At 70.5% G+C, this 13,133-nt stretch carries 12 protein-coding genes and 1 pseudogene; all 13 read right to left on the reverse strand.

Features of this window, described 5'->3' with window-relative positions; all coding sequences use genetic code 11:
- Window positions 1–33 precede the first annotated feature (33 nt).
- Window positions 34–828, reverse strand: a pseudogene (locus IFT88_RS16165) (pseudouridine synthase); the annotation flags it as partial.
- Entirely contained in the window at window positions 818–1,456 is a 639-nt protein-coding gene (scpB, locus tag IFT88_RS16170) for an SMC-Scp complex subunit ScpB (RefSeq protein ID WP_192121826.1), read from the reverse strand. The pseudogene IFT88_RS16165 and the gene scpB, both read right to left, overlap by 11 nt.
- Entirely contained in the window at window positions 1,446–2,300 is an 855-nt protein-coding gene (locus IFT88_RS16175) for a segregation and condensation protein A (protein WP_043595854.1), read from the reverse strand. Before IFT88_RS16175 ends, scpB begins: the two co-directional genes overlap by 11 nt.
- Window positions 2,284–3,183: a ParA family protein gene (locus IFT88_RS16180; protein ID WP_043595856.1), complete on the reverse strand. Its 900-nt coding sequence runs from the start codon at window positions 3,181–3,183 to the stop codon at window positions 2,284–2,286. The genes IFT88_RS16175 and IFT88_RS16180 overlap by 17 nt, the downstream gene beginning before the upstream one ends.
- Window positions 3,184–3,345: 162 nt before the next feature.
- Complete coding sequence (gene xerD, locus IFT88_RS16185) at window positions 3,346–4,260, reverse strand: site-specific tyrosine recombinase XerD (protein WP_192121828.1); 915 nt, start codon at window positions 4,258–4,260, stop codon at window positions 3,346–3,348.
- A 49-nt stretch (window positions 4,261–4,309) separates the two neighbouring features.
- Entirely contained in the window at window positions 4,310–4,891 is a 582-nt protein-coding gene (locus tag IFT88_RS16190) for an NUDIX domain-containing protein (protein WP_056230143.1), read from the reverse strand.
- Window positions 4,888–6,597 (reverse strand): CTP synthase, encoded by a 1,710-nt coding sequence (locus IFT88_RS16195; protein WP_082452737.1) that lies wholly within the window; start codon window positions 6,595–6,597, stop codon window positions 4,888–4,890. The genes IFT88_RS16190 and IFT88_RS16195 overlap by 4 nt, the downstream gene beginning before the upstream one ends.
- A 51-nt stretch (window positions 6,598–6,648) precedes the next feature.
- Window positions 6,649–8,370 (reverse strand): DNA repair protein RecN, encoded by a 1,722-nt coding sequence (gene recN, locus IFT88_RS16200; protein ID WP_192121830.1) that lies wholly within the window; start codon window positions 8,368–8,370, stop codon window positions 6,649–6,651.
- Window positions 8,367–9,350: an NAD kinase gene (locus IFT88_RS16205; RefSeq protein WP_231567131.1), complete on the reverse strand. Its 984-nt coding sequence runs from the start codon at window positions 9,348–9,350 to the stop codon at window positions 8,367–8,369. The genes recN and IFT88_RS16205 overlap by 4 nt, the downstream gene beginning before the upstream one ends.
- Window positions 9,351–9,355: 5 nt before the next feature.
- On the reverse strand, window positions 9,356–10,171 hold the full coding sequence (locus IFT88_RS16210; protein ID WP_192121832.1) for a TlyA family RNA methyltransferase: 816 nt from the start codon (window positions 10,169–10,171) through the stop codon (window positions 9,356–9,358).
- Window positions 10,168–10,386 (reverse strand): hypothetical protein, encoded by a 219-nt coding sequence (locus IFT88_RS16215; protein ID WP_043595871.1) that lies wholly within the window; start codon window positions 10,384–10,386, stop codon window positions 10,168–10,170. Before IFT88_RS16215 ends, IFT88_RS16210 begins: the two co-directional genes overlap by 4 nt.
- Window positions 10,387–10,434: 48 nt before the next feature.
- On the reverse strand, window positions 10,435–11,439 hold the full coding sequence (locus IFT88_RS16220; RefSeq protein WP_342212187.1) for an HAD-IIA family hydrolase: 1,005 nt from the start codon (window positions 11,437–11,439) through the stop codon (window positions 10,435–10,437).
- Entirely contained in the window at window positions 11,432–12,325 is an 894-nt protein-coding gene (locus tag IFT88_RS16225) for a hypothetical protein (RefSeq protein WP_192121834.1), read from the reverse strand. Before IFT88_RS16225 ends, IFT88_RS16220 begins: the two co-directional genes overlap by 8 nt.
- Window positions 12,326–13,133: the final 808 nt, after the last annotated feature.

Raw genomic sequence — 13,133 nt, forward strand, 5'->3', positions numbered from 1 at the left:
GGGGCTCTCGGTGATCGGGGCGGCGTCGACCGTCGAGTCCGCCGTGGCGTCACGCGAGATGGTGAGGATGGCCCCGAGCTCGACCTTGGTCAGCGAGCGCATGTGGCCGACCTTGAGCGTGCCGAGGTGCAGCGGGCCGAACGAGCGTCGGACGAGGTCGATGACCGGGTGGCCGACGGCCTCGAGCATGCGACGGACGATGCGGTTGCGCCCCGAGTGCAGCGTGATCTCGATCAGCGACGAGTCGGACGAGCGCGAGAGACCCGCGCCACCGGCGACGAGCGTCGCCTTGTCGGCCGCGATCGGGCCGTCGTCGAGCTCGACGCCGGTCATGAGCTCGTTCAGCACCGAGGTCGTGACGACGCCCTTGACCTTGGCGATGTAGGTCTTGGTCACGCCGAACGACGGGTGCGCGAGCACGTGTGCGAGCTCGCCGTCGTTGGTCAGGACGAGCAGGCCGCTCGTCTCGACGTCGAGGCGGCCGACGTTGAAGAGCCGCTCTTCGTACTGCTCGGTGAACTGGCGCAGGTCGGGGCGACCGTTCTCGTCGCTCAGGGTGCTGACGATGCCGACCGGCTTGTTGAGCATGACGTAGCGACGCGTGGCGTCGAGCTGCACCGCGCTGCCGTCGACGACGATCTTGTCTTTCGCCGGGTCGATGCGGCGGCCGGGCTCGGTGACGACCTTGCCGTTCACCGTCACGCGACCGGCGGCGATCATGTCTTCGCTGACGCGGCGCGAGGCCACGCCCGCGGCCGCCATGACCTTCTGCAGGCGTTCGCCCGAGGCCAGCTCGGAATCGTCGGAGGAGAACTGACTACGCGACATTGTCGAAACCCCCCTGGCCGTCCGAGAGCAGAGGCGAGATGAGCGGGAGCTCATCGAGCGAGTTGATGCCGAGATGGGTCAAGAGGAGGCCTGTCGTTTCGTAGTTGATGGCGCCTGTCTCGGGGTCGGTGGACGACTCCGTGATCAGGCCGCGACCCAACAGCGTACGGACGACCGAGTCGACGTTGACCGCCCGGATCTGGGCGATGCTGCTGCGGGTGATGGGTTGCTTGTAGGCGATGACCGCCAGCGTCTCGAGAGCCGCTGAGGACAGTTTCGTCGGGTTCTGCGTCAGCACGAAATCGCGGACGACCGGATCGTGCTCGTCACGGACGTAGAATCGCCATCCGCCGCCGACCTCACGCAGCTCGAAACCCCGTCGGACCGTGCCGTCGACCCCGTCGAAATCGGCCACGAGCGCCGTGATCGCCGGCCGCACCGCGGCGACTGGGGCGCCGACGGCGGTCGCCAGGTCGACGAGCGACTGCGGCTCGTCGGCGACCATCAGCAGCGCCTCGAGCTGGCGCGCGATCACGGTGGTCGGGTCGGCCTCGCGAGTCCGGGCTCCCTCGGACCTGGCCCCGGGCGTCCCGACGGACGAGGAGGCGCCGGTCGCGTCAGCCCTCATAGTCGGCCCCCAGCGCCGCCAGGTTCTCTTCGGTCCAGGTCTCGGCCACCCAGCGGACGCTGAGCTCGCCGAGCGGCTCGACCTGCTCGAACGAGATGGACGCATGACGGTACAGCTCGAGCAGGGCCAGGAACCGGGCGACGACGACGCCCTTCTCGTCCACGCCGGCGACGAGCTCGCGGAAGGTGAGGACCGCACCGCGACGCAGCAACGACACGACGATCGCTGCCTGCTCGCGGATGCTCACCAAGGGGGCGTGAAGGTGGTCGAGGCCGACCGTGGGGATCTCGCGGGGAGTCAGCGCCAGGGCGGCGAGGGCGGCGAAGTCGTCCGGCGAGAGCGTCCAGACGAGCTCGGGGGTCGTGACGCGGTACTTCTGTTCGAGTCGCACCGAACGGGCGTGCCGGGCCGCCTCGGCGGCTCCGTGCTGCGCGAACCACTCGGCGGCCTGCTTGAAGGCCCGGTACTGCAGCAGCCGGGCGAAGAGCAGGTCGCGCGCCTCGAGCAGGGCGACGTCCTCGGCATCGACGAGTTCGCCCTGCGGCAGCAGCCCCGCCACCTTGAGGTCGAGCAGCGTGGCCGCGACGACGATGAACTCGCTGGCCTGGTCGAGGTTCTCGTCGGTGTCGATGCGGCGGAGGAACGAGAGGAACTCGTCGGTCACGGCACTGAGGGCGACCTCGGTGATGTCCATCTCGCGCTTGGTGATCAACGAGAGCAGCAGGTCGAACGGCCCGCTGAAGTTCTCGAGCCGCACGTCGAACCCGGGCGAGACCTCGTGACCCGTGAGGGCGGTCTCGTCGGTGCCGACCTCGGCGGTCGCCGACTCAGGCCGCGGCACCACGCGCGATCAGCTCTCGGGCCAGCTGGCGGTAGGCCTGCGCCGCCGGGTGCTCGGGGGCGAACTTGGTGATCGGGGTGCCCGCGACGGAGGCATCGGGGAACTTCACGGTGCGACCGATGACGGTCTCGAGCACCTGGTCGTCGAAGGCCTCGACGACGCGCTCGAGCACCTCACGGCTGTGCAGCGTGCGAGAGTCGAACATGGTCGGCAGGATGCCGTCGAGGGTGATCGCGGGGTTCAGCCGGTCGCGCACCTTCTCGATGGTCTCGACGAGCAGGGCGACGCCGCGGAGCGCGAAGAACTCGCACTCGAGCGGGATCAGCACCCCGTGCGCCGCGGTGAGGGCGTTGACGGTCAGCAGGCCGAGCGAGGGCTGGCAGTCGATCAGGACGACGTCGTACTCGTCGCTGACCTGACGGAGGATGCGCGCGAGGATCTGCTCGCGCGCGACCTCGTTGACGAGGTGGACCTCGGCGGCGGAGAGGTCGATGTTGGCCGGCATGACGTCGAGGTTCTCGACGCGCGTGGGCACGATGACGTCGTGCGCGTCCTTCACAGCGCCGATCATGAGGTCGTAGATCGTGGCCTGGTCGTGCGACTGCACGCCGAGGCCAGCCGTCAGCGCACCCTGTGGGTCGAAGTCGATGGCCAACACGCGACGGCCGTACTCGGCGAACGCGGCGCCGAGGTTGATCGTCGTGGTGGTCTTGCCGACGCCGCCCTTCTGGTTGCAGAGGGTGATGATGCGGGCCGGGCCGTGGCTCGACAGGGGCGCGGGAGTCGGGAACTCGGTGCGCGGGCGCCCGGTGGGGCCGTTCGCGGGGACGGTCGCCGGAGCGCTCTCGAAGAGGGCGGGGGTGCTCGAGGTCGGCTTGGTGCTCACGGGTACGAGAGTACCGGCGCCCCCCGACGCCGACGGGCTGCCGCGCCCGGCCCGTCACCAGGAAGCCTCATGCCTTGCTTGAGGGTTTTGCCTGGTCAGCGCGGGGTCGATGCTCTGTCGACGCCGGGTCGGGGCTCGGTCGGGCGCCGGGTCGTCGCCCGGTCACGACGCCCATCGTGCCCGCGGATGTGCCGTCGAGTACACGTCCCGCAGCGCGTCCGCCGTCACCAGCGTGTAGATCTGCGTCGTCGCCACGGACGAGTGCCCGAGCAACTCCTGGACGACCCGGACGTCGGCCCCTCCCTCGAGCAGGTGCGTCGCGAAGGAGTGCCGCAGCGTGTGCGGCGACACCTCGAGGCCCAGCTGGGCCCGCTCGGCCGCCGCCTGGATGATCAGCCACGCGTTCTGCCGCGACACCCTGGCCCCGCGCGTGCCCAGGAACAACGCGGGCGTCGGTTCTCCCCGCGGCGAGAACACCGGTCGGGCACGGACGAGGTATGCGTCGAGCGCCCGGCGGGCGTAGCTGCCGAGCGGAACGATGCGCTGCTTGTTCCCCTTGCCGAACAGGCGCACGACGTCGCCCTCGATCACGTCGTCGACGTTGAGCGACACCGCCTCGCTCACCCGCGCCCCCGTCGCGTAGAGCAGCTCGAGCAGGGCCTTGTCGCGCAGTCGGGTCGGCTCGTCGCCGTCGGTGGCGGCGAGCAGCGCCTCGACCTGGCCCACCGAGATGGCCTTCGGGAGGCGGCTCGGCAGCTTGGGAGGCCGGGTGGTGGCGGCCACGTCCACCGCGACCAGCCCCTCCTCGAGGGCGAACCGGTGGAACCCCCGCACCGACGACAGCACCCGGGCCACCGAGGAGGCGCCCAGCGGTTTCTCGGCGCGGGTCGCCAGCGCCGCCGGGAACGACGCGACGTCCCCGGGCTCGACCTCGTCGAGGGTGACGCGACCGGCCTCCGCCAGGTGAGCCCGCCAGAGGACGAGGTCGCGGCGGTACGCGGCGGTCGTGTTCGGACTGAGGCCTCGCTCGACGGAGACGTGTCTCAGGTACCGGTCCAGCGCCTCCTCGATCGTCACCGGGCCAGGCTACGGCCGGAGCCGCGGCGCCGTCGGGGCGACGCGCACCTCAGCGGGACGCGACCGCGGCGAGCGCCGCGATGCTGAGGATCGAGTTGTGCAGACGCCCGGCGAGGACGCCGTCGACGATCTCGTCGAGCGAGACCCAACGCTTCTCGATGTCGGCCTCTTCGTCACTGCGCTCGAACGGGCCCTCCGTCGCGCTGACGCCGGTGGCTCGGTAGACCGTGACCATCTCGTCGTTGCCGCCGGGCGTCGTGTGGAACGAGACGAGTTCGTCCCAGGTCGTCGCCTGCAGGTCGGCTTCTTCTGACAGTTCTCGCTTCGCGGCGTCGAGCTTGCTCTCGCCCTCGGCGTCGAGCAGGCCGGCGGGCAGCTCCCAGTCGCGGGTGCGGATCGGGTGTCGGTACTGCTTGATGACGAGCACGCGCTGCTCGTCGTCGACGGCCAGCACGGCGACCGCCCCGGTGTGCGCGACGTACTCGCGCACCATCGGCGACCCGTTGTAGTCGACGGTGTCGCGCTTGACGTTCCAGACGGCGCCTTCGAAGACGACCTCGGTCTTCGTGACCGTCGGCGACGCCGGCTCGTCGGCGAGAGGGCCGGTGGCCGCGGAGAACGCGTCGGTCACGCGACCACCTCGGCAGCGTCGGCCTCGTCGGCGAACAGTTTGCTCGCGTCGTGGCGCTCGAGGGATGCGGCGACGAGCCCGGCGAAGAGCGGGTGGGCGTCGTTGGGGCGCGACCTCAGCTCGGGGTGGGCCTGCGTGCCGATGTAGAACGGGTGGACGTCGCGGTCGAGCTCGACGTACTCGACGAGCGTGCCGTCGGGCGAGGTGCCCGAGAAGCGGAGGCCCGCGTCGGCGATCTGCTGACGGTACTGGTTCGAGACCTCGTAGCGGTGGCGGTGACGCTCGGACACCAGCTCGGAGCCGTACAGGTCGGCGGCGAGCGAGCCCGGCGTGAGGGCGGCCGGGTAGAGGCCGAGGCGCATGGTGCCGCCCAGGTCGCCGTCGGCGATGATGTCGACCTGCTCGGCCATGGTCGCGACGACCGCGTACTCGGTGTCGGGGTCGAACTCGGACGAGGAGGCGCCGGTCAGGCCGGCCTCGTTGCGCGCGTACTCGATGACCATGCACTGCAGGCCCAGGCAGAGGCCGAGCGCCGGCAGGCCGTTCTCGCGGGCGAAGCGCAGCGCACCGAGCTTGCCCTCGATGCCGCGGATGCCGAAACCACCGGGCACGCAGATGCCGTCGACCTGGCTGAGCGCCTTGGCAGCGCCCTCGGCGGTCTCGCAGTCGTCGGAGGGGATCCAGGTCAGCGACACCTTGGTCTGGTGCGCGAACCCGCCGGCCTTGAGGGCCTCGGTGACCGACAGGTAGGCGTCGGGCAGGTCGATGTACTTGCCGACCAGGCCGATCGTGACCTCGTGCTTCGGCTCGTGGACGGCGGTCAACACGGGCTGCCAGCCCGACCAGTCGACCTCGCCCGCCTTCTCGCCGAGACCCAGGTGGTCGATGATGTACGCGTCGAGCCCCTGGTCGTTCAGCATGGCCGGGATGTCGTAGATGCTCGCGACGTCCTTCGCGTTGACGACCGCGTCTTCGTCGACGTCGCACATCAGGGCGATCTTCTTCTTGTTGCTCTCGCTGACCGGACGGTCGCTGCGCAGCACGAGGGCGTCGGGCTGGATGCCGATCGACCGGAGGGCGGCGACGCTGTGCTGCGTCGGCTTGGTCTTCTGCTCACCGGACGCACCCATGTAGGGCACGAGCGAGACGTGCACGAAGAACACGTTCTTGCGACCGAGCTCGTGGCGCACCTGACGAGCGGCCTCGATGAACGGCTGGCTCTCGATGTCGCCGACCGTGCCGCCGACCTCGGTGATGATCACGTCGGGCTTCGGGTCGTCGTCCGCCTGCTGGCGCATGCGCCGCTTGATCTCGTCGGTGATGTGCGGGATGACCTGCACGGTGTCGCCGAGGTACTCGCCGCGTCGCTCTTTCGCGATCACGGTCGAGTAGATCTGGCCGGTCGTGACGTTCGCCGACTGACCGAGGTCGATGTCGAGGAAGCGCTCGTAGTGCCCGATGTCGAGGTCGGTCTCGGCACCGTCGTCGGTCACGAAGACCTCGCCGTGCTGGAACGGGTTCATCGTGCCCGGATCGACGTTCAGGTACGGATCGAGCTTCTGCATGACCACGCGCAGCCCGCGAGCCGTGAGCAGATTGCCCAGGCTGGCGGCCGTCAGGCCTTTTCCGAGGGAGGAGACGACGCCTCCGGTGACGAAGATGTGCTTCGTCGTGCTGGCATCTGGACCCGAGTTCTCAACGTTCACCACGGGATTCCATCCTATGTCACACCGAGCCGTTGCGACAGACCACGCCTGTTACGAACGTGTGTCGGCCGTGGCCGGTCGTCGGGCCGACGAGGCCAGCTCGAGCAGCTCGCGCGCGTGCTCGAGGCCACTGGAGCTGTCGGGCAGCCCCGAGAGGAGACGGGCCATCTCGGCGACTCGCTCGTCGCCCTCGAGCTGGTGCACGCTGCTGGCGGTCACCTCGCCCGAGGCGTCCTTCACGACGCGGAGGTGGTTGGTGGCGAACGCCGCGACCTGCGCCAGGTGCGTCACCACGATGACCTGCGCCCGTTCGGCCAGCGCCGCCAGCCGTCGACCGATCTCGATCGCGGCCGACCCGCCGACGCCGGCATCGACCTCGTCGAACACGAAGGTGGGCACGTCGCTCGACCCGGCCATGACGACCTCGAGCGCGAGCATCACGCGCGACAGCTCGCCGCCGGACGCCCCCTTGCCGAGCGGCCGCGGTTCGCTGCCGGGGTGCGGCCTCAGCAACAGCGACACGACGTCACCGCCGCTCGTCCCGAGCTCGTCGCGCGGCGAGACCTCGACGACGATCTCGGCACCGGTCATGGCCAGCGCGCTCAACTCGGCGCTGACCCGCGTCGAGAGGTCGGCCCCGGAGGCGCGCCGCAGGTCGCCGAGGACGCCCGCCCGCCGCTCGGCCTCGGCCCGCAGCTCGGCCACCTCGTCGTCGAGGTGCGCGAGCCGGTCGTCGTCGCCGTCGAGCTCGACCAGGCGCCGGCTGCCGTCGTCGAGCATCCGGATGACGTCGTCGAGGGTGGGGCCGTACTTGCGGACGAGCCCGGCCAGGTCGGCGCGACGCGTCTGCACCGACTCGAGTTCGACGGCGACGTCGGCGTCGAGGGTGCCGAGGTAGCTCGACAGGCGTGACGCGGATTCACCGACCTGCACGCTGACCTCGGCCAGCAGGTCGGCGATCGGCTCGAGTGCCGGATCGTGAGGGGCGACGCGTTCGATCTGACGCCGGGCCTCTTCGACCAGCGAGACGACGTCCCGGGTGCCGTCGACCGCGTCGGTGGAGAGCACCTCGTGGGCGAGCCCGGCCGCCAGTCGCAGGTCTTCGGCGTTGCTCAGTCGCTCGGCGGTGGCGTCGAGCTCGTCGAGTTCGCCGGCCACGGGGGCGAGCCCTTCGATCTCGTCGATCGCGGCCCGAAGGCCCTCGGCCTCGTCGCGCCGGGCATCGCGGTCCCGGGTGATCTCGTCGAGTTCGGCGCGGGCGGCCAGCCAGGCGTCGTAGGCACCGCGGTAGTGCGCGGCGGCCTCGGCCAGTGCGGCCCCGCCGTGCGCGTCGACGGCCGCACGTTGGGCCGCTGCGGACTTGAGGCGGATCTGCTCGGACTGGCCGTGCACCACCACGAGATGGTCGGCGAGGTCACCGAGCACGCCGATGGGAGCAGTGCGCCCACCGACGACCGCGCGGCTGCGCCCTTCGGCCGAGACGACTCGGCTGAGGAACAGTTCACCGTCGTCGACCTCACCGCCCGCATCACGGACACGCTCGACGATGGCCCCCTCGGCGGGGACCAGCCACCGGCCGTCCACGACGGCCTGAGGACTGCCCGAGCGGACGACGCCGCTCTCGGCACGCTGGCCGAGCAGCAGGCCGAGCGCCGAGACGACCATGGTCTTGCCCGCACCGGTCTCACCCGTGACGGCCGTGAAGCCGGGGCCGAGCGGCAGCGTGGCACGACCGATCACGCCCAGGTCGCGGATCGAGATCTCTTCGATCATCGGTCGCCCTCGGCGGCCGGGGCGGTCGGCGACGACGAGGTGACCGACTCGGCGGGGGCTTCGTCGACAGGCGCCGGACCGCGCCAGCCGGTGACCGGCAACTGGAACTTGGCCACCAGACGGTCCGTGAACGGGCCCGTCCGCAGGCGGGCGAGTCGCACGGGCTGGTCGGAGCGACTGCACTCGACCCGGGCCCCCGGAGGCAGGTCGTGCTCGCGACGACCGTCGCACCACAGGATGCCGCGGGCGTCGGTGCGGCTCAGCACCTCGACGGCGAGCACCGAGTCGGGCCCGACGACAAGTGGGCGGGCGAAGAGGGCGTGGGCGCTGAGCGGCACCAGCAGGAGCGCCTGCACGGCAGGCCACACCACGGGGCCGCCGGCCGAGAACGAGTAGGCCGTCGAGCCGGTCGGCGTCGACATGACCACGCCGTCGCAGCCGAACGACGACAGGGGACGACCGTCGACCTCGATGACGACCTCGAGCATGCGCTCGCGTGAGGCCTTCTCGACCGTCGCCTCGTTCATGGCCCAGGTCTCGTAGACGACCTCGTCACCGTTGGTGACCTTGACGTCGAGCGCGAAACGCTCCTCGACCTCGTAGTCGGCGGCGAGTACGCGGGCGACGGTGTCTCCCATCTCGTCGCGCTCGCTCTCGGCCAGGAACCCGACGTGCCCGAGGTTGACCCCGACGATCGGGGCGCGGGTGCCACGGATCAACTCGGCCGCACGGAGGATCGTGCCATCACCGCCGAGCACGATGACGCATTCGAGGTCGTCGCAGGCCACGCCGTCGAACAGGATCTCGACGTCGTCGATGGCGGCCGTGGGCTGCGCCCGACGGATGTCGTCCCACTCGTCGCGGGGAAGGACGGGAACCACCCCGGCGTCGCCCAGCAGCCCGCAGACCTCGAGGGCGGCGTCGATGGAGTCGGGGCGCCCCGTGTGCGAGACGACCAGGATGTGTCGTGTCGAAGAGATGTCGATCACCCTCTCGTCAAGCTGTCGGCCGTGCTGAGCCATTCTGTCGGATTCGTCCCGGCCGAGGCCGAGAAGTGCACACAGTACTCGCGGTTGCCCGAGCCTCCGACGATCGGGGACGAGATGAGGCCGGCCGTGCCGAGCCCCAGGTCGTGGGCGGCCCACAACACGGTCGTGACGGCCTCGTTCCGCAACACGGGGTCGAGCACGAGGCCTTCACGGACCCCCTGCCGACCGACCTCGAACTGCGGCTTGATCAGCAGGAGGAAGTCGTTGTCCACACCCACGCTCGCCACGAGCGCGGGCAGCACCATCGTCAACGAGATGAAGGACACGTCGGCGACGACGAGCGACACCGAGGAGGCGCGGGTCGTCAACGCCGCGAACCGCTCGGCCGTCAGGTACCTCGCGTTCTCGCCCTCGACGATCGTGACCCGCGGGTCGAAGCGCACGGGGTTGGCCAGCTGACCGTGGCCGACGTCGAGGGCGACGACGTGCTCGGCCCCGCGCTCGAGGAGGACTTGGGTGAACCCACCCGTGGACGCACCGACGTCGAGGGCCGTTCGGCCCGTGGGGTCGACCCCGAACGCGTCGAGCGCACCCAGGAGCTTGTGTGCCGCGCGACTCACGTAGTGGTCGAGCCCGGCGACGGCGACGTCGTCCGTCTCGGCCACCCGAGCAGAGGCCTTCACGACCCCGATGCCGTTGACCGTGACCAGCCCCTCCGACAGCAACCGGGCGGCATGCGTCCGTGACCGGGCGAGGCCCCGCCGGGCGAGCACCGAGTCGAGTCGGTCACCCGGCGCCTCGGAGGCCGTCATCGACCGCCCTGACCGGTGTCGTCCGTCGTGCCCTCGAGCACCGCACGGAGTTCGTCGTGGACCTGTTCGAAGCCCTGGGCCCGGGAGGCCAGGGGCTGGGACTCGATGTCGGCCAGACGCGCGGCGGACTCGACCCGCGCCTCCTGACGGTCTGCGGCATCGACGACGTCGAGGTCGGTGTCGCCGCGGACGGTGGCGTCGGGATGGTCGCTCATGGTGCCGTCAAGACTAGCCGCCACCCCTGACGGTCGGAGCGGACGCGATCAGCCGTCGGCGTGCAGCTTGGGGTCGACGTCGAGCCCGTAGATCGCCTTGCCGGTCCCCCACACCGCGGTCGCCCCGGCGCGCAGCAGGTCGACGGGGTCGTCCCCCTCGGACAACACGCGCACCACGTGACCGCGGACGGCGACGCTCGCCGTGCGGACGGTGACGACGCGCACGTCCTCTTCGTCGTGCTCGACGGTCTCGGGATACGGCTGGTCCAGCTCGCGGAGGTCGCCGACGATGAAGTCCGGTCGCGACTTGGCGTCCGCCGCGAGCACCTGCTTCGCGCCGTCGATGCCGGTCAGCACGAGGATCGAGACGAGCCCGGCCGCGTTCGCACCCACGATGTCGGTGTCGAGCCGATCGCCGATGAACGCCGCCTTCGTCGCCCCGAAGCGCTCGACGGCGGCGGTGAAGATCGGAGTCTCGGGCTTGCCGGCGGTGACGGGCAGGCGCCCGACGGCCGTGTGCACCGCGGACACGAGCGTGCCGTTGCCCGGTGCGACGCCACGCTCCTGCGGGATCGTCCAGTCCGTGTTCGTCGCGATCCACGGGATGCCCGTGTGCAACGCGAAGGACGCCTCGGCGAGTTGCGCCCACCCGACGTCGGGGCTGAAGCCCTGGACGACCGCGGCAGGAGCGTCGTCGGCCGAACGGGTCACGACGAACCCCTCGGCCTCGAGCACCGACGTCAACCCCTCTCCGCCGACCACGAGCACCGTCGAGCCGGCGGGCACGGCATCGACGAGGAGGCGCACCGCGGCCTGCGGGGACGTCACCACGTCGTCGGCACCCACCGCGAGCCCGTAGCCGGCCAGTTGGCCGGCCACCGTCTCGGCCGTGCGCGACGCGTTGTTCGTGATGTACCCGACACGACGCGTCCGAGCGGCCTCGGTGAGGCTGTCGACGGCGTGGTCGATGGCGTGTCGTCCCCGGTACACCACACCGTCGAGGTCGGCGAGGACGGTGTCGACGCCGTCGAGCGGGGTCTTCGCGTCAGCCACGGTGGTCGTCGACGTGGTCCGTGCCCTGCGGGGCCGTCTCGGGATCGGCAGTCTCATCATGCTGGCCCTGCTCCTCGTCGTGCTGCTCGTCCGGTCCTTGCTCGGGTCCGTTCAGGTCGTCGACGCCTTCCCGGGGCTCCGGCTCGACATCACCGAGTTCCTGGAGCGCTCCCACGCCGACATCGTCGAGCCCCGCGGGCCGTTCGTCGGAGACGTCGACGTCCTCTTCGACGATCTCGACGGTCTCACCGTCGTCGCCCCCGTGTTCGAGGGCCGCGAGAGCGTCCTCGGCACGGTCCGCCAGCTCGAGCCACTTCTCCCCCTCGTCGGGCCGGCCGAGATCTTCGAGCACCGTTCCGTACGCCGCGAAGAGGGCGGGGCTGTAGCTGAACGCCTTCGTGCGGTCCAACTGGGGAATCTCGAGCTCGCCCAAGGCCGCCTGGGGTTGGCCCAGGTCGAGGCGCGCACCCGACATCGCGATCGCCAACGAGACGCGCACCTGCGCGTCGAGCGTCGACACGTCGACGGACCGGCCGAGCTCGAGCGCCCGCTCGGGGCGACCGAGACCGCGCTCGCTGTCGACCATCAAGGGCAACTGGTCGTCACGGCCCGAGATGCGGCGGTAGGTGCGAAGTTCGCGCAACGTGAGGGCGTAGTCCCCCACCTGGTAGGCCGTGATGGCGATCGTCTCGCGGACGACCGAGATGCGACCGGCTCGACGGCCTGCCGACAGGGCGTGCTTGTGCGCTTCCTCCGGGTCCTCGTCGATCAGTCGTCCGGCCATCACCAGGTGTTTGGCGACCCAGTCCGCGTTCTCCTTGCTGAGCGTCTTGAGCTCACCACGCGCCACCTTGTCGAGGTCCCGGGGCTCGACGTCGTCGGGCACGTGCGCGACCTCTTGCGCCGGACGGACCGACTTGATTCCGAAAGGATCTCGGTCTTCCGGAGTCTCGCGGGGCTTCCAGGCCTCTCGGCGATCCCCGCGTCCGGTCGAGCCCGCACGAGGACTCGCTCCGCGACGATCGTCGCCGCCGGGCCGACCGCCACGCTGCGGCCGATCACCCGATGACGGGCGATCCCCACGCTGGGGCCGGTCGCCGTAAGACGGACGGTCTCCCCGTTGAGGACGGTCACTCGACGAGAGACGATCCCCCCGCTGAGGACGGTCACCATAAGAGGGACGATCCCCACGCTGAGGACGGTCACCCGATGACGGGCGTTCGCCTCGCTGGGGGCGGTCGTTCGACGGGCGCCCTCCGGTCGGTCGTCCGCCGACCGGACGACCCTCGGCCGAACGGCCACCCTGCTGAGGGCGACCCCCGGTGGGACGATCCCCCGAAGGACGCCCGCGATCACCGGAGGACGGGCGGCCACTTCCACCACCGCGGTGAGAGCCCCCGCCGCCAGAGCCCGAGGAGGGGCGGCGCGGGCCGTCCTTGCGGTCGTCGTCGTCGCGATCAGTCACCGAAGTGCTCCTCTGTTGTTCTCTGCCAGCTGTCGAGTTGTGAAGGGATGACTCTACCAAAGTGACCGCAAGCGCAGGAGGCGCGGTGCGAGTATTCGGCATTCGTCCCGTAACGCAGAAAAGCCGCCCCAACTGGGGCGGCTCTTCTGGTGTTTCTAAAAGGAGTCCGGCGGTGTCCTACTCTCCCACAAGGTCCCCCTTGCAGTACCATCGGCGCTGAGAGTCTTAG

Origin of the sequence: Frigoribacterium sp. CFBP 8751, assembly GCF_014841545.1 — a bacterium.
Taxonomy (GTDB): domain Bacteria; phylum Actinomycetota; class Actinomycetes; order Actinomycetales; family Microbacteriaceae; genus Frigoribacterium.